Source organism: Microbacterium sp. CH-015 (assembly GCF_049707015.1).
Taxonomy (GTDB): Bacteria; Actinomycetota; Actinomycetes; order Actinomycetales; family Microbacteriaceae; genus Microbacterium; species Microbacterium aurum.
In genome coordinates this window covers 41,138-57,592 of record NZ_JBNAFJ010000013.1, presented here as the reverse complement: position 1 = coordinate 57,592, position 16,455 = coordinate 41,138, and the positions used below count along the sequence as shown (strand labels likewise).

The following is a 16,455-nucleotide window of genomic DNA, read 5'->3' as shown; positions in this document are numbered from 1 at the left end:
TCCTAGCCATCCCTTGGATTCTCGCTTCCCCAGCGCCGTGCTGGAATCAGCGTGTCCAAGATCAGGGGTCAAGCGCCAGGCTTACCAGATGGCACAGATCCCTGTGAAGTACGGCGTCGGCAACGAGGCCAAGGCTGTGGAGATGATCAGCCTCCTCTGGCAGGAGGTCCACCACAACCAGAGTCTGCATTTCTACGAGGAGACCGACCAGGACATCGAGCGCGTTCTCGACATCTTCGTCCGTGTGAACTCGGGAGGCACCGTTCTCTCCTACAGCGATCTGCTCATGTCGATCGCAACTGCCCAATGGAAGGAGAAGGATGCTCGCGCGGCCGTCCACGACCTGGTGGATGCGCTGAACACCACCGGCCAGGGGTTCGACTTCTCACAGGACACGGTGCTGAAGTCTGGGCTCGTGCTGGCCGATGTCGGAGATGTCGGCTTCAAGGTGAAGAACTTCACGACCGCGAACATGGCTCGCCTTGAGTCGAGATGGGACGACATCAGCACCTCGCTGCGCATCGCGGCCGAGCTGCTCGCGGACTTCGGCTTGTCGGGCGGCACGTTGACGGCCGATAGCGTGCTCATCCCGGTCGCGTACTACGTGCATCGCCGAGGGCTCACGCCGTCATACCGCGTCTCCGACAAGAAGGATGACCGCGAGGATCGCGCCGCGTTGCGCTCGTGGGTGCTGCGTTCGCTGATTGTCCGCGGCGTGTGGGGATCAGGCCTTGACACGCTCTTGCGCGATCTCCGCGAAGTGCTGCGGAGCGACGGCGCGGAGGCATTCCCACTGGCCACAATCGAGCAAGTGATGGCGCGACGGGGAAAGTCGCTCGAAGTGACCGACGCCCTCATCGAAGACATTCTCGGGCTCGCCTACGGCGGCGGACGCACCTGGGCAGTGTTGGCAACTCTCTTCGATCACGTCGACACGCGAATGCAGTATCACGTCGATCACGTGTTCCCGCAGGCGCAACTTGATGCCCGTGCGCTGAAGACGTCGAAGTCTTCCGAAGGCGTTCGCCGCTACAGCGATGAGTTCGTGGAGGAGCTTGTCGGCAGACGAGACCTGCTGCCGAACTTGGAACTGCTGCCGGGCCCAGAGAACATCGGCAAGTCCGACACGGCGCCGGACTCCTGGGTGGTCGAGCACTACCCCGGAGCCGATGAGCACGCAGCATTCGTGAAGGCCAATGCTCTGCCGAGCGTTCTGCCGCACGACGCCGACAGCTTCCTAGACTTCTACGACGCGCGACGCGATCTGCTCATTGCGCGAATCAAGGACAAGCTGCAGACGCAGGTTCGCACGGCGCCGACGTTCGAGTCGCGGCGCTCGACTGACATCGACGCAGAGCTTGGAGAGGGTGACCTCGACGATTGAGGGGCTGCGTTCAGTACGCGATCCCGTGCGACCGGAAGATGGCCTCAACGCTCTCGCCGGCATCCAGGGCAGCGCGCACGGTGGTGCGCGTCGCGGCGTCATGAACGGATAGCAAGAGCGTCTTCCCCTCGATCTGCGTGATGGGCCAAATCGCGCGGTACTCGACCGCGTGGTCGTCGGCATAGTCGAGATAGCCCCGCAGCTTGTCGGCTGAGTCCCCGAAGTGAATGCCGTGCGGATCGATGATCGTCGGTCGGATGCCGCCACCGACATCGTGGAACGTCACGAAATCGGGGAAGAGTCGGGCCCAAGACCCTGTTCCGCTGTCGCGGTAGGGGATGCACAGCGCTCGGTCGCCGCCAGTCGGGTTACGGTACCAAGCCACGAGGGTGGGTTCCTCGAGTTCGGTTGTGAGCACCTTCCGCTCGAGCCCGTCGGTCGCAGTTGGCTTCTTCCAATAGCGACCGTCGCCGTCCTGATAGAGGTGCTTCGGCCAGCGGTTTGCTTCATCGTCACGGATGTCGGCGCGGAGTTGTGTGTCGGATGAGTCGGGCTCCATCCGGATCGATACTGCGTCCTCGATCGTTCCGTCGACGATGATGCCCGGGCGCTGTGCCGGCTCCTTCGCTTCCGCCTGGATGCGTGCGTAACGCGACCGGTCAGCCTCAGGGAGAAGGGAGATCGCCTTCGCATGCTGCTTGAACCAATCAGCAACGAGTGATGCCGCCGCGGTCTCGACGTTGTCCACGACGTGTTCGGTGAGCGCGAGGGCTGCGACCGTGATCTTCGCTTCGATCGGGTCCTCGTCGGGATCTCTATCGACGAGGTAGGCCCAATACGCCTCGGCAGTGCCGTCCTTGAGCGCGCGGCTCGCACGCTTGAAGACATCATCGATGTTCTTGGCGTCGAGGCGGGTGCCGGTCACGAGTCGCTCGCCGTCGATGACCGACCCGTCGATCGAGGTCAGCAGTTCGAACACCGACGCGCTAGACACCGCCTCGCGCTTTGACTCGAGTTCGCCGGATGCGTCGAGCTTCCCTCGTTCATCGTCGAGCTTGCCATTGAGGAACGCTCGAGCGTGGGCGGCGGCGTTCGGCCGGACCCCATCGTTCTCGAGAAGTGTCGCCAGCGCATGGAGGCGCCGCACATCCGGTGCGGATGACTGAGAGGGGACCACATAGGTGGGCAGTTCAGCGAGCACCTTCAACGCCGCCTCCATCCCGCTGGGCGCGTGATAGTCAAGGGTCAGGCGCACGACCTCTGCGGTTGCGCCCGCCTCCCCTCCGGCGAACTGGCCAACGACCTGCATGACTGTCTTTCGGTCGAACCGCGGGAGGTACGCCTGGACACGGTTCAGCGACTCATCTGACGCGATCCGCCTGGCGAGCGGCTGACGAACGATCCGACCGATCAGCTGCGCGATCGGCGTGTAGTCAACCGACGCGCGGAGCGAGACGAGCACCTCCGCGCGAGGACAGTCCCAACCGGTCGTGATCGCATTCTTCGCCAGCACGACACGCACGTGAGTCGCATCCTGGATGTCCTGCGGGGGCATGTAGCGCACCGCCCGATGCGGTCCGAGATCGATCGGGGCACGTTCGGCGAACGTGTGCACGATGTTTGACGCGACGAGCCCGGGCCACTCCTGGGTGATGGCATCGATCACTGCTCGCACGAGCTCAAGGAACTCGCCATCGTCGGAACGCTGATCGGGGAGCTGGACGACAAGCGCCGGCTTCACCGCTGCCTCCCCCTGCTGCTCCGCGTAGGACGCCCAACGCTGCTCGAACTCGAGTGTCTTCTGCACCGCCAGACGAACGAACGTCGTGTCCGCGGTGACCTCTCCCTGCACGGCTGCCGGCGCGAGCACTATCCGGTCCTTGACGAGCCCGGAGTCACGCACCTTCTCGATCGGAACGACGTAGTTCTTTCGGAACCGATTCTGCTGCTCGAGTGCCTTGTTCAGTCGTTGTGCGGTGGCCGAGATCCCGACGAACACGGGGATCGGGACCTCGCCGTTGATGATCTTGCTCACGACGGTCGGAGAGCCGCCCGGCTTCTCCGTCACTCCGTAATGCGCCTCATCGACGACCACCAGGAAGCGGCTCCCGCGCAATCGCACGGTGTTGGCGATGGTCTCCCAGATCGTGTGTCGCTGATTGTCGGACCGTTTCGTGATGCGCGCAGACGCCGAGGCGGCCTGTGTGTTGAGGAAGTAGATGGCGCCTGCCTCGAAGTACTCCTCGTCAAACGAGGCGCCCTGCCCGATAAGGCGAATGTCGCTGATCTTCTCGCTGGCCTCCTGCATCTTGCGCGCCGTCTGGGCGTTGAGGCTCGGATCGTTCGTCACCCACAGGATGGTGGTTCCCTCGATGGGATCCGTGAAGTCAGACCCGAAGATCAGCTGCTCAATGATCGACGTGGCGATCACAGTCTTCCCGGCTCCCGTTGCCGCCTCCAACACGACCGCGCCGAGCAACTCCGAGTCGTTGTCGTAGCGCGCTTGCGCCTTCTTGATCTCCGTGATGAGCGCCTCTGATGCGGTGCGCTGAAAGTCGAGGAGGTGGAACTTCACGCCTCAGCCCTTCCCATTGATCTCGAAGGAGCGCAAGTAGTCGGCATACAGCCTCGTCGTCTCGAGCCGCAGATCGGGCGGCAGGTAGGCCACGGCTTCCTGAAACTCACTCTCCGAGTCCGTAACCACGAACACGTGCCGCAGGTCGCGATCATGCACCGCAATCAGTTCAGCGAACGCCCGCGCGTGGGCAGGTGCGAACAACACTCCGTAGACCGCACCGCTCGGGAGCGCCCAGAGCGCGTCTCCCCTTCGCCGCACAACCGGTCCGAACCCGCCAGCCTTCAGCCACAACAGCGGTGCTACCGCGTCGAACCGGCGCCCGAGCGCAACGAGGTTCTCGTCCTCGTACGTGAGCTTGAAGAACGCGACGTTCTCGTCGTGTCCGTCTGAGAAGACTGAGCCGTCGGCTCGGACGCCCGATACAACAGTCTCGATGCGAGGTCGGGTGACCTTGGCCGAGACGCCCTGCGCCTCCCACTCGGGGTCACCGGGGCGGTGGCCGCCTGCTCGCAGACCAGCGGCTGCCTTCGAGGAGAGTTCATTGTTCGTGACGACAATTGCCTGCCGCCGGCCGCCATCCTGCGCATTCAGACGCATGACGGCTTCTACGGTCGAACCCGTGCCGGCGAAGAAGTCGAGCACCACAGCCTCGGTCGATCGCTGGGTGGTGATGGAGATCCACCGCGCGAGAACGTCTACATCCTTCGGAAAGGGGAACTCCTTCGAGCCGAGCACGGAGCTCAAGTGCTGACTTGCTGAGCGCCGATCTTTGTAGAAGCTCGGCATCACGCTCCGCATCGACATATCGCGGAGCGGTGTTTTCAGTCGAGGGCGCACTCCGAACAAGACGCGGTTTGTGGCGATCATCTCGTCCATCAACTCGCGCTTGAAGCGCCACCCGTTCTCTGGGGGCTCGTAGACGACGCCCGTCGCAGGATCCGTGATCGAGTAGCGAAGGTTGGGCCTTGGCAAGCTGTTGCTCAAGTCACCAACCTTGATGGCGGTTCCGTCGCTGTCGACCTTGACGTTGTCGCCCAGCCCGGGATCGTACTTGGACTTGTTCCTGTTCCACCACGACGACAGCAGGCGCGACGCAGCTTCAGAGTCGTGCTCGGACTTCTCCCACGCTTCAGCAGCGGCGTCGAGAACGTCCTGTAGGCCGTCTTTTTCCACTTTCCAGCGCACGCCGGAATCGGTGAGAGCCGACATGTCGCGCGCGTATACGAGCATGTAGTCGATTCCGCCCGCGTGGAACCGTGAAAGTGACGACCCTCCTCCTTGCCACACGATGTTCCCGACGAAGTTCTGCTCGCCAAATACCTGATCGAGGAGCATCCGCAGCCGGTGGTGCTCGTCGTCTCCGATCGCGACGATGATCACCCCGGTGTCCGTCAATAGACGCTTTGCGTGAATGAGTCGCCGCTCCATGAACGACAGCCATTTCGAGTGCCTGTACGCGTCAGTGCTCGCAACGAACCGGTCGTTGTAGATCCAGTCATCCGCGCCGGTGTTGTAGGGCGGGTCAATGTAGATCAGATCGACCTTGCTCTCGTGGGTGTAGAGCAGCGTCTCCAGCGCATAGTAGTTCTCGCCCTCGATCACGACGTGTGTCGGCTTGTCGCCGCCCCGACTGATCTCGCCGAGCGCTTCCAGGCCGGGGTAGATCGGCACGCTGAAGTCCTTGACAACGACGAGTTCGTCGTGTGGGTGCGTTGCGGGTTCGCTTCCTTCGATCGTCTGCTTCGCCGCGTCCACTGCAATGACCGACGCGGCACCGCCCCGGGCCGAGAGCACGACGTAGTTCTGCTTGTCGGCATCGGCGCGAATTCGCACGATGTCGCCGCGCCGGGGCCTGGTTCCGGGAACCTCAAGGTCTTCGGGAAGGTGGCGCTGGAAGACGAGGCCGAAGTCCTTGTGCTCGACGAGCTTGGCCACCTCTTGAGCGATCTGCGCCCTGAGGTGAGGATCGGGGATTCGCTCGATGAGGTTGTCGACATGGGCCACGTGTTACACCGTACCGGCGCCGTTGGCGTGAGCCTGGCGGCTACCGCAGGGTCAGGTCGGGGGCGCGCGGGGGAAGCAGATCGCTCAGCTCCACGTCGAGCACTTGTGCAATCGCGAGTAGCGTCATCAGACGAGGATTGGCGGCTGAGTCCGGTCGAGACTCGCCCTTCTCGAGCTTCTGGAAGGTATACCTGCTGAGGTTCGCTTCGTATGCGACACGATCCTGGCTATATCCGCGAGTGAGGCGCTGACGTTGAATGTTCGTCCCGATCTCGCGGGCGTACGCACCCCAATCCGAGTCGGAGGACGGAACGTTGCGCACCCTTTCAGGCTGGCCGCGAGGCCTCCTCTGCAAGGCCTAACCTGTATGGCATTCTCTCGCTTATGGGATTCGACCTCGTCGATGTGCGGGCATTCCAGATGGTCGCGCGCGATCCGTTCCTTGAGATGCTGATCGGCATCGTCTCGGAGCCAAATGGGTCGTCCACAGCACGTCATGCGTACGAGGCCACCTGTGAGTGGTGGGACGAGCATCGAGAGGGACCAACGGCCACCGAGTTGCTCGACTCAATGTTCGAGCCGGACGACTGGTTGACTGTGATCGAAGACCCTGGACGGCCACGCGCCACTCAGGAGGCACAGTTGCAGCTGTTGCGGGACTGGCTCTTGCAGTACTGGACGCGGGTGGGCGCCATCAGCTTCATCTCAGGCGTCGATTCGGTCATTCGCCCTGGGAGCCCGGCGTTCGTGCAGCGCGACTAGGAGCGTCTGGTCGGAGTCACCGACCAGGGCTGCATTTGCGCTCCTGCGGCTTCTCGGCGGGCCCGGCCCTCCGCTTCCTACCTACAGGTTCACTCCGCAAGAGTGTGGGTGCTATCGCAGCATGGACACCCCGCGCCGTCTAACGCTCGCTCACGAATGGTTGCCTCCCAACGGTGCCCGCGCCGACACCGCCAGTGGATGCGGCGGTTCGATTTGGCCGCGACGTGATCGGGATCACCAGCGTTGCGGCGCACGCCGTCCCACTCGGCTGCGATGCGCGGATGAGTAGTGCGGAGATCAGTGTGTCCTGGCCATACTCTCTGGCCCGCGCAATATGGACATCCGCTCCCGGAGAGGCCGCGAACGGAGGGACTGGTCTTCCACCTGTGCCCTTCGTCGCAAGCCCAGACCGCAGTCTGCGAGATCCTATGCCCCTCCCAGGGGTCCGTTCTGGGGTCGCAGAGGCCCCAAGCCCACTCCGCGATCGCGGCTGGATTGCGCCTAATCCAAGACGGGTAGGGGGCAGTCACGTCAATGATGGCGGCAGCGTCGACGGCATCGAGTGGCTTAAAGAGAGTGGCGCATCTCGTGCGCTTGTTCTTTCTGCGGTGTGGCCGCAACCAGAGAACTATTCGCTCGATCAAGGTGTCTACGGGGCAGCCGAGAGGCGGCAGGTCCGCCGCGATGGCACCGCGCAGAGCTTCGGGCGGAAGCTTGCACCACCCCTCGACCGTCGTGGCATCGGAGAGCAGTCGAAGGACGGCAACGGTCGCTGGATAAAGCGATGCGCGGCCCACTGTCTCTCGGTCGTCGGCGACGTGAATCGGTGCGTGCTGATGGTGGCCGCGCTCCGTCAGGGATGCGTTGTCTCGTACCATCTCCCACACCCGTGCGTGGAGGCCGGTGTATCTGCGGGTCTGGGAGGCGATGCGCCGATACTCCCGTTCGGCGCGTGCCTGCGTTCGGTCGAAAACAAAGATCGGCTGTGATGTTGGTGAGGTACCTACTCCCGTCCAGACCATGACGCCGGAGTGTTTGAGGCACCAGTTCTCGCGATCATGAGGTACCTGCTCTATGTGCTCCCCAGCAGCGCAAAGCCTGCAGAGATACCGCTGCGGGTACGCTCCGTGAGGGTCGGGCTGCGCGAGCGACTGCAGTCTCGCGAAGTGGCCGACGGGGCGTCCAGCGGATACCTCCACGAGTGCCCCCGCAGCGAGTTGGTTTGCCCAGACTCGCTTCAGGTTCTGCTGTCTTGGTGTCGTGAGGCGTCTCTCGACGAGCTCAATCGGAACCCCAGACGCTTCGCATTGGCGTCTCGCGTATGAAGATGGCGACTCGTAGCGATGCCACTTCGGCCGAATGGGCCAGGCGAGATCGCCGCTCATGCGACATCGACCAAGTCGTCGATCTTGACTTTGTGTCGGACAGGGGTGGTGTGTCGCAACCCGTCCAGCACGTCAAACAGTCGTTCTCGGGTGACCATCTCGTCGGTGCGTGCCGCGTCGTCCAGAATGCTGGCAACCAGACGCTCCATGATCATCGCGAGCACGGACAGTTGGCCGCCCGCGGCATTGCGTAGGGCGTTGTCGTTGCGTGTGAGGGTGCCCGGTGAGTGGCCGCATAGGGGGAGATTGCGGTCGAAGATCGCGACCCAGCGCCTCCACAACGCCCTGTCTTCTTCCTTCTTGCCGTCAATCCTGCGGAGTTCAACCTTGTCGCACCTCATCGTGACCTGGAGGCCGTCGCCACCCCCGAACGCGGTCCTGCCTGCCAGGTCAATCCCCACCAGGAGGATGGTGGCGGCCGACTCGTTCTGCAGTGCCTTGATGATGCTTGAAGGCTCAGCGCCCCCCAGTTTGTGGGCCTCGTCGATGACCAACAGCTTGGTGCCGTGAGCGTGCAGGAGGTCTACGGCCACCCGCCGGAGCTTGTCGGTGTTGTCGTTTCGGTTCACCCCAACGGTGGGGCTGAGGAACTGGATGATTTGGCCAAGCAGCGCCTTCCCGGTGGAGTTATCCGTCATCTCGACCCACACCACGGGGACCTCTCCCCAGCGGGCGTATTCAGGGTGGCGGCGGGCATGCGCCTGCTCAATCGACCGGGCGAGGAGCAACGCCAACTCGGTCTTGCCATAGAACATCGGTGCGGAGATCATCAGCCCGCGGCGGGAGTTCTTCCGTCGCGGATTGGACGCGATGAGGCGGGTGAGGATCCTGGCGCACGTGTCCTGCTCTGGGGTGGGCACGCGCAACGTGAGGCGCAGAAAGTCATCACGCGCGAGATCGTATGTGTCGCGGACTTCAGCGGGCAGTGCAGCATATTCAGCAAACGACAGCGTTGGCGGTGAGGGTGGGAGAGCGGTGAATGCCTCGCGGAGCCCTGGCAGGGTGGTCTTGCGGTCGTGGTGAAGAACCAGAGGCTCGATGATCACGTTCCGATCTCCTTCACCGTGACGATGTCGTAGTCGGGTGAATCCCAGTCAATGTCGTTGACGTCCGCTGGGTCAGACCATCTGTCCAGGTCGATCGGCTCCGGCTCGGTCGCGGGATCCGCAGGACCGAGCGCTGCCGACGCGGCTGCCTGGGCTTTGACGTGCCGGTTGCGGGCGCGCTTGTCGCTGCGCCCTCGACGTTCGATCTCGTCAAGGAGTTCCACTCTTCGCGGCGTTTCGTCGGACTCGCCGGTGCCGAACTGTTCGACCAGCTTCACGGCGGCTTCGGCGGCCATCCACGCCACCTTGTCGTCGAGCGCGGTGTCCCAGCACTCGATCCATTCGTCGGTCTCGGGGTGGCGCACCCAGACGGCGTTGGAGTTGTAGGGGTCATAGCTGATGTCGAACTTGCGCGCCCGGGTAGAACCAGCGGCCGCACCGGTCAGTGATCGGTCTCGTAGTTCGGCGAGCAGCGGCGAGTCGTAGGTGCGGTTGTCGAGCTCGATGCCCTCGCTGCTGATCACGCGCGGCTTCGTTGGCAGTAGGGCGAAGAAGTCCTCCGCGCGGAACGGCAACTGCACGCCGGGGCCGACCTCGAACAGGGCTGCGTACATCTGGTTCGGAGTCCACTCTCGACCCGGGAACAACGGAGACTTCAACCCGCCGTGCTGCGTGTTCAGGTACACCGTCGTGATCCACGTCTCGAAGGCGAGCCGCACCGAGTCCAGCGTGAGCGTCGGCTTGTCCCGCTTGCCTCTGTTCGCGACCGAACTGCCAGTCGCGCCGGCCAGCCAGGTCGCGAAGCTCGTCGAAGTGGTTCCGAAGTTTCGCTCGACGTGCGGCTTCACAGTGGGGGTGTTCGGCGGAGCAAGCACCAGCGTGATGCCGAACGCGCGACACGCGGCCTCGAACGTCGCAGAGCGGAAGTCGGCGCCACCGTCGATGGTGATCGCGTGAGGGAAGATCCACGGCACTGCCAGCGAGTCGTCATCGAGGTAGGGGTTGACCTGCTTCATCAACGCGACCGGAAGCGTCGCCGATCCAGACAATACGGCCGCCGCCGATCCCGGGATCGCCTTGCGCCCTACGATCGCGCGAGCCAGCAGCAACGCGTGGTCGAAACCGTTCGGCGAGTCGGCGTGGATCGCCCACGCCAGAGGCACCCTACTCGCGACATCGAACAGCACGGTGGCCGTGGGGCGATACGTGTTGCCCTTGTCATCCCACACCTGCACATCCAGCAGCGTCGAGTCGATCTCACAGACCGCGCCAAGTCGGAAGGCGTTGCCGGAGAAGTGCTGACGATCCGGACTGTTCGCAGCGGTGCGCCGAGTCGTCGCCTTGTCAAAGCTGTACCGACCCGCGTCGCGCTCATTGATGTAGCCCTGCAACGTCGTGCCCTTGATATCGCAGACCGAGTCGCCCGGGTACATGCTCTCGAGCATCCGACGCACCAACAACGCGCAGTGCCGTCGAGTGGTTGTCGGCATGTCCCTGCGATCGTCGAGGACGCGGTCGATGACGGCGACCAAACGCGGGTCTGCCTTTGCGATCGCAAGCCTCCGAGTGCCCTTTCGGTGCATGCGGGCGTCGAGCCCGGCGACACCGTGCGATCGATACACGTTCCAAAAGTTGAACAGAGCCTTCCGAGAGCGAGCCAATGATGTGCCGGCCATCTCTGTGATCTTCGACGCGATCCGCTGCTCCTGTGTCGTGGCGGCAGGGTTGTACTGCGGGCGCGGTCCGATTGCAGTCGGATCCATCGGGATCCCCTGGAATGCTTCAAGCAGGTGCTTCTCCATGTCCAGCACATCGCTCGGCCAGTCGCCCGCTGAAGTCCGCAGCGGAACACCCGCATCACGTCTCGCGCTCCCCGCGTGCGCAAGTAACTCGGGAACCGAGATGACCATCCAGTCGTCGTCGGTCCCCTCGCGGCGCAGCTTGGCCTCGCTGCCGCGACGTACTCCTTCCCAAGCCCACGCCTCCCCGTCGATCTCTACGATGTCGCCGAGCCGCAGCTTGTGCTCCTCATGCATTGGTGCCGGCTCCCTCCCGGATTCGTGCCGATGTCGTGAAGATGGTGTCGCTGCTAAAGACCTTCGCGAGATCCAGGTGGAGAAGACGGCGCCACGCCAGGTTGTCGACCCAAGCGGCCGCAAGTGGTGGGCACTCGGGTGACGCGATCTCGCACAACTCCCGTCGCGTCCGCCCGTCCCTTGCGGCATCGAGGATCAGCGATTCGACTCCTGGAGCTGGTGCACAGCGTTCATGGCGCGAAGCCGACAAGCAGTCGAGGTTCCGTGTCGCAAGCGCGTCGTGACCGGCGAGTACGCGATAGTGCCAGCCGAGCGTCTCGCAGACCATCGCGGTCTCGTCGAACTGGAGACGCGTTTCGATCTTCAGCTGTTCCTGCGGGCGGACATCGAGCAGTCCGTAGCTGCCGTCTATGAGCTGCGCCAGGAAGTCAGGAACGTGCGAGTATCCGGCGAGCCGCGAACCGTGCCCAAACGCGATCGCCAGGGGCTGCGCCCACAGACGCTCGACCTGGCCGCCATAGTCGAGCCACAACAACTCCCAACGCTCCTCCTGGGACTCACACCAGACGTGACTACGCGTGCGTTGCCAGAAGTACATCGAGTTCGTGAAGCGATGCCGGACACCCTTCGACGTGCGAACACGCATTGGATCGATTGACGCCCAGTCCAGGTCTCCAACGTCGCGTCTGGCGATCGCGTACTCCTGGCGAACGGTGGAGCGACGAGAGGGGTGTTCCATCGAGCGCGGCACCCAGTGGACCTCAGTAAACGGCGAGCGACGCCGCATCGTGATCTGCTTCGCACTGTCGACCGGGCGCATCGGGACCTCCTGGCACCGGTCTATACGCAGCGACACGCGCGACACGCGCGACTCGCGGATCGAAGTGACATTCTGTGTCACCAAATCCCCGACCTATGTCAGGTAAAGAGCTCTTGTGTCACTCAAAGCGGTTCCCGACACGAGAAGGGTTGACACTCGGCATCCGCGGTCGTAACGTACAACCAAATGGTTGTACAAACTGAGTTGAGTGACGATGCGACCGACCGCGTGTTCCACGCCCTGGCCGCGGCGACGCGGCGCGACATCCTGCGGCGCACGATCGCCGCGGAGCAGTCCGTGTCGGCGCTCGCGGCGGACTACGACATGTCCTTCGCCGCGGTGCAGAAGCACGTGGCCGTGCTCGAGGCCGCCGGCCTCATCGTCAAGCGGGCCGAGGGACGCGAGCGCCTCGTCCGCGCGGACCCTGCCATGATCGCCCGCGCCCGCGCGCTGCTCGCCCGCTACGAAGAGCTCTGGCGTGCCCGCATCGACCGCCTCGATGCGCTGCTCGCCGGGCCCGACCCACACGCCACGTCCACCGACCGCACGCCCGACAAAGGAGACTGACATGCCCGTCACCGACATCACCACCGACCCCGAGAACCTCACGATGACGCTGGTGGCGGATACCGCGGCATCCGTCGATCGGCTCTGGAACGCGTTCACCGACCCGCGCCAGCTCGAGCGCTTCTGGGGTCCTCCCGGCTGGCCCGCCACGTTCACCACGTTCGACCTGCGCCCCGGCGGCCGCGTCGACTACCACATGACGAGCCCGCAGGGGGAGCGCTCCGGCGGGTCGTGGGAGGTCCTGAACGTCGACGAGGGCCGCAGTTTCGAGGTGCTCGACGCGTTCGTCGGCGAGGACGGCGAGAAGCTCGACGGATTCCCGTCGATGCGCATGACGTTCACGTTCGAGCAGACGGATGCCGGGTCGCGCCTCACCAACGTGACCTACTTCCCCTCCCACGAGGCGCTCGAGCAGGTCGTCGCAATGGGCGCGGTCGAGGGCTCGCGCATGGCCATGGACCAGCTCGATGCCGTGCTGGTCTCGCTCCGCGAATACGCGCAGGGCAAGGGCACGCGCACCGAGATCCTCGACGACCAGCACGTGCGGATCACCCGGCTGATCGACGGCCCGCAGGAACTCGTCTGGCGCGCGCACCACGAGCCCGCGCTGATGGAGAAGTGGATGCTGGGTCCCGACGGCTGGCAGATGGTCGAGTGCACCGTCGGCGACACCTACCGCTACGTCTGGCAGCAGGGCGACGACGAGTCGACGCGCTTCGGCTTCGAGGGCGAGACGGTCCTCAGCGAGCCGCAGTGGCGGGAGGTCACGACCGAGAAGATGATCGGGATGAACGGCCCCGGCACGCTCAACGACATGCAGCTGTACGAGGAGGACGGCGCGACCCTCGTCACCCTCGTGATCGAGTATCCGGACAAGGAGACGCGCGACATGATCCTCGCCACCGGCATGACCGACGGCATGGAGGCCTCGTACGCGCGACTGGAGGAGACGGTGCTCGCGGCGCGCTGAGGTCGGCCGGTCGGCTGGTCGGCGGGCCGGTTCGCGGCGCCGTGCCGTGCGAAAAGCAGGCTGGATCGACATCTCCCGGGGCCGTGCGCCCGCCGGAGGTTGATTCAGCCTGCTTTTGCGACGTCGGCGGCTCGATACGGGCTGGCGAGCGGGACGGCGGCGGATCCGGGATGCGCGGCTGACGTGGTGGCCGGGAGCGGTACGCGCGGCCGAACGTGGCACGCGCGGCCGAAAGTATCGATAGCGGATGCCGATTTCGATAGCGCGAGCGGGATGCGCTCGGCCGAGGCTCGCCACGCGCCGCGGCCTCGGCTCGGGTGTCAGGCGTCAGGCGTCAGCTGAGGCGCCGGGCGCCGAACCGGTGCGGGGGGTGCGGGCGACGCGGTGCGGGCGGATCGCGGGAACGTCGCCGACGATGGGCACCGGGGTGCGCCACAGGTGCGCACCGTAGCGCGCGATGAGCCCGACCATGACGGTGAGCTTGTTGCGAGGTCCGAGCAGGCTCGCGATGTGGACGAACAGCCAGACGAACCAGGCGATCGTGCCGGTCAGCGGGATCGTCGCGCGCAGCAGGGGAATCCGCTGCAGCGGACGGATGCGGTGCAGGATCGGCAGGTTCGCGATGCCGGGCACCTCGCCGATCGCGGAGCGGCGCCCGATGATGGCGAGCTGACCCTTGTCGTAGTAGGAGAACGGCTCGCCCTCCTCGCCCGCGATCGCCCGCAGGATCTGACGCGCGACGTGCGCGCCGCCCTGGATCGCCGGCTGCGCCAACTGGGGGAGCTGTTGCGGCGTGGCAGCGACATCGCCGGCGGCGTACACGCCCGGCATCCCGAACACCTGCAGATCCTCTCCGACGCGGATGCGGTCGCCGTCGTCGAGCGGCAGACTCCACTCGCGCACCTCTTCGTGCGGGGCGACGCCGGTGGCCCAGACGGTGAGGTCGGATGCCAGTTCGGTGCCGTCGGAGAGGATCACCGAGTCCTTCCGCACCTCCTGCACCCCGGCGCCCAGCCGCAGCGCGACGTCGCGGTGGCGCAGTTGCGCCGCCGCGTAGTCCCGCAGCTTCGGGGTGAACGGCTTCAGGATCTCGCTGCGCTGCACGAGGGTGATGCGGAAGGCCGCGCCGTCGAGCTCGGGGTATGCCGGCTCGAGGCCCTGATCGCGCAGCTCGGCGAGGGCACCGGCCATCTCGACCCCTGTGGGACCGCCGCCGATGACGACGACCGAGAGGCCCTTGTGCCGCTCGGGGCGCACCGCGGCGCGCTCGAGCCGGGTGAACAGCGCATCGCGGATCGCGATCGCCTGCGACCGGGAGTAGACGGCGAACGAGTTCTCCTTCGCGCCTTTCGTCCCGTGGTAGGCCGTCGTCACGCCGGTCGTGATGACGAGGTAGTCGTACGAGAGAGTCTCGCCGTCGAACAGGCGCACGGTGCGGGCGTCGTGGTCGATCTCCATCAGGTGCTCGTGCACGACGTCGAGGTTGCGCTGACGGACCCGCAGGCTCCTCAGGAAGTGGGTGACGTCGCCGGGGTTCAGGCCTCCGGTGGCCACTTGGTAGAGCAGCGGCTGGAACGTGTTGTAGACGCGGCGGTCGACGAGTGTCACCCGGACCGGAGCCTTGCGCAGCGCGCGGGCGGCCGAGATGCCGGCGAACCCGCCCCCGATGATGACGACGTGAGGGACTGCCATGCTTCCACGCTACTCTCGCCCGCCCGGTCCTCCCCAACGTGCCGCTGTCTGTTGCGCCGGCCGGACCCCCGCGCGCCGGATCCAGCGCGCGGTGGGACAATGGACTCATGACGTCCGCGCCCGAGCACCACCTCGAGACCGTGCAGCTGCGCCGCAGCCCGCGCTACGGGGTGTTCCTCGCCGCGGGAGCAGCCCTCGGCATCCTCGCCGCCCTCATCCTCACGTTCGCCTTCCACGGCACCGATCAGGCGAGCGCCAGCACCGGCGTGGAGTACTCCTCGACCCAGGTGTTCGGGTTCCTGTGCCTGTTCGGCATCCCGGTCGGCATTGCGCTCGGCGGCGCCGTCGCCCTCCTGCTGGACCGCACCGTCGGCCGCCGCACCCGCGACGTGCGCGTCGACGTCGAGCATGTAACGACGCCGGAGGGCTGAGCCGGCGGGCTACGGCGTTTCGTCTCGCTGCGCTCGCTCAACGACCGGGGAGCGGGTCGGGTCGGGCGTTTCGTCTCGCTGCGCTCGCTCAACGACCGGGGAGCGACCGCTCAACGACCGGGGGAGCGACCGCGACCCGGGCTAGGCGATGTCGGCGATGACCGGGCCGATGGCGGCGTCGAAGGCCGCGATGTCGCCGCGCAGCCCGTCGGTCACCGCGACGGTGAGCGCGCCGATCCACCACACCCCGCGCTGGGTCAACGGCAGCACCTGCACGTTGAGCTCGAACGAGTGCGCGCGCCGTCCCACGGCGCGCTCGTGCTCGGCGATCGCGCTGGCGTACGCACGGTAGGACGCTCCCGTGCCCAGGCCCGCCCGATAGCGCGCGTGGGCCGCTCGGGCGAACGCCACGGCATCCGCCCCGTGCGGCGCGATCGCCGCCTGCAGCTCCGCGAAGCCCTCCACCGGCAGCGCGACGAGCATGTCGAACCCGTCGACGAGCTCGAGCGGCACCGGCGACGGGTTCGCCTGCGGCTCGACCGTCATGTCCCAGTACGCGCGCCATTGCCGCTCCAGCGTCGCGGAATCGTCGTACTCGCCGGCCGTCGTGGGCGGAACGCCGCGCAGATGCGGCAGCTCCTCGGGGAAGCGGATCGCCAGCACCTGGCGCAGGTACAGCGCGACGAGCACCGGAAGTCCGGCGTCTTCGCGCACGACCCACTCCGGTCCCGCCGCTGCAGCCATGCCGACATCCTAGGCAGACGAGCGGATGCCGGGGCG

14 protein-coding genes are annotated in these 16,455 nt (G+C 65.5%); 5 read left to right on the top strand and 9 right to left on the bottom strand.

Going from position 1 to position 16,455, the window contains the following annotated elements; all coding sequences use genetic code 11:
- Positions 1 to 88: 88 nt before the first annotated feature.
- Complete coding sequence (locus tag ACPYN4_RS14335) at positions 89 to 1,384, top strand: hypothetical protein (RefSeq protein ID WP_424446739.1); 1,296 nt, start codon at positions 89 to 91, stop codon at positions 1,382 to 1,384.
- 10 nt (positions 1,385 to 1,394) lie between these two features.
- On the opposite strand, the gene ACPYN4_RS14330 is transcribed toward ACPYN4_RS14335, so the two are convergent.
- Genes ACPYN4_RS14330 through ACPYN4_RS14320 form a run of 3 tightly spaced genes read right to left on the bottom strand, consistent with a single transcriptional unit; the run spans position 1,395 to position 6,288 of the window.
- Positions 1,395 to 3,959 (bottom strand): DEAD/DEAH box helicase, encoded by a 2,565-nt coding sequence (locus ACPYN4_RS14330; RefSeq protein WP_239279733.1) that lies wholly within the window; start codon positions 3,957 to 3,959, stop codon positions 1,395 to 1,397.
- 3 nt (positions 3,960 to 3,962) lie between these two features.
- Positions 3,963 to 5,966, bottom strand: a complete 2,004-nt coding sequence (locus ACPYN4_RS14325; protein ID WP_239279734.1) for a site-specific DNA-methyltransferase — start codon at positions 5,964 to 5,966, stop codon at positions 3,963 to 3,965.
- Between the two features lie 40 nt (positions 5,967 to 6,006).
- Complete coding sequence (locus tag ACPYN4_RS14320) at positions 6,007 to 6,288, bottom strand: helix-turn-helix domain-containing protein (RefSeq protein ID WP_239279735.1); 282 nt, start codon at positions 6,286 to 6,288, stop codon at positions 6,007 to 6,009.
- A 62-nt stretch (positions 6,289 to 6,350) separates the two neighbouring features.
- Here ACPYN4_RS14320 and ACPYN4_RS14315 point away from each other — a divergent pair, with 62 nt between their 5' ends.
- Positions 6,351 to 6,728 carry a hypothetical protein gene (locus tag ACPYN4_RS14315; protein ID WP_239279736.1) on the top strand — a complete coding sequence of 126 codons (378 nt, stop codon included), beginning with the start codon at positions 6,351 to 6,353 and terminating at the stop codon, positions 6,726 to 6,728.
- A gap of 89 nt (positions 6,729 to 6,817) precedes the next feature.
- On the opposite strand, the gene ACPYN4_RS14310 is transcribed toward ACPYN4_RS14315, so the two are convergent.
- The 4 genes from ACPYN4_RS14310 to ACPYN4_RS14295 form a co-directional block, all read right to left on the bottom strand.
- Positions 6,818 to 7,606, bottom strand: a complete 789-nt coding sequence (locus tag ACPYN4_RS14310) for a zinc-ribbon domain-containing protein (protein WP_424446740.1) — start codon at positions 7,604 to 7,606, stop codon at positions 6,818 to 6,820.
- Between the two features lie 503 nt (positions 7,607 to 8,109).
- Positions 8,110 to 9,159, bottom strand: coding sequence for a TniB family NTP-binding protein (locus ACPYN4_RS14305; RefSeq protein ID WP_239279737.1), 1,050 nt, complete (start codon positions 9,157 to 9,159; stop codon positions 8,110 to 8,112).
- On the bottom strand, positions 9,156 to 11,195 hold the full coding sequence (locus ACPYN4_RS14300) for a Mu transposase C-terminal domain-containing protein (RefSeq protein WP_424446736.1): 2,040 nt from the start codon (positions 11,193 to 11,195) through the stop codon (positions 9,156 to 9,158). Before ACPYN4_RS14300 ends, ACPYN4_RS14305 begins: the two co-directional genes overlap by 4 nt.
- Positions 11,188 to 12,015, bottom strand: coding sequence for a TnsA-like heteromeric transposase endonuclease subunit (locus ACPYN4_RS14295; RefSeq protein WP_239279739.1), 828 nt, complete (start codon positions 12,013 to 12,015; stop codon positions 11,188 to 11,190). Before ACPYN4_RS14295 ends, ACPYN4_RS14300 begins: the two co-directional genes overlap by 8 nt.
- A gap of 186 nt (positions 12,016 to 12,201) precedes the next feature.
- On the opposite strand from ACPYN4_RS14295, the gene ACPYN4_RS14290 reads away from it, so the two are divergent.
- Together ACPYN4_RS14290 and ACPYN4_RS14285 are read left to right on the top strand one after the other, a co-directional pair.
- On the top strand, positions 12,202 to 12,582 hold the full coding sequence (locus ACPYN4_RS14290; protein ID WP_424446735.1) for an ArsR/SmtB family transcription factor: 381 nt from the start codon (positions 12,202 to 12,204) through the stop codon (positions 12,580 to 12,582).
- A gap of 1 nt (position 12,583) precedes the next feature.
- The gene (locus ACPYN4_RS14285; RefSeq protein WP_424446734.1) at positions 12,584 to 13,552 is read left to right on the top strand and encodes an SRPBCC family protein; all 969 of its coding nucleotides are present in this window, start codon (positions 12,584 to 12,586) and stop codon (positions 13,550 to 13,552) included.
- Positions 13,553 to 13,879: 327 nt separating this feature from the next.
- On the opposite strand, the gene ACPYN4_RS14280 is transcribed toward ACPYN4_RS14285, so the two are convergent.
- Positions 13,880 to 15,244 carry an NAD(P)/FAD-dependent oxidoreductase gene (locus tag ACPYN4_RS14280; protein WP_424446733.1) on the bottom strand — a complete coding sequence of 455 codons (1,365 nt, stop codon included), beginning with the start codon at positions 15,242 to 15,244 and terminating at the stop codon, positions 13,880 to 13,882.
- A gap of 107 nt (positions 15,245 to 15,351) precedes the next feature.
- Here ACPYN4_RS14280 and ACPYN4_RS14275 point away from each other — a divergent pair, with 107 nt between their 5' ends.
- On the top strand, positions 15,352 to 15,675 hold the full coding sequence (locus ACPYN4_RS14275; RefSeq protein ID WP_239279743.1) for a YtxH domain-containing protein: 324 nt from the start codon (positions 15,352 to 15,354) through the stop codon (positions 15,673 to 15,675).
- Positions 15,676 to 15,816: 141 nt separating this feature from the next.
- On the opposite strand, the gene ACPYN4_RS14270 is transcribed toward ACPYN4_RS14275, so the two are convergent.
- The gene (locus ACPYN4_RS14270; protein WP_239279744.1) at positions 15,817 to 16,419 is read right to left on the bottom strand and encodes a zinc-binding alcohol dehydrogenase; all 603 of its coding nucleotides are present in this window, start codon (positions 16,417 to 16,419) and stop codon (positions 15,817 to 15,819) included.
- Positions 16,420 to 16,455: the final 36 nt, after the last annotated feature.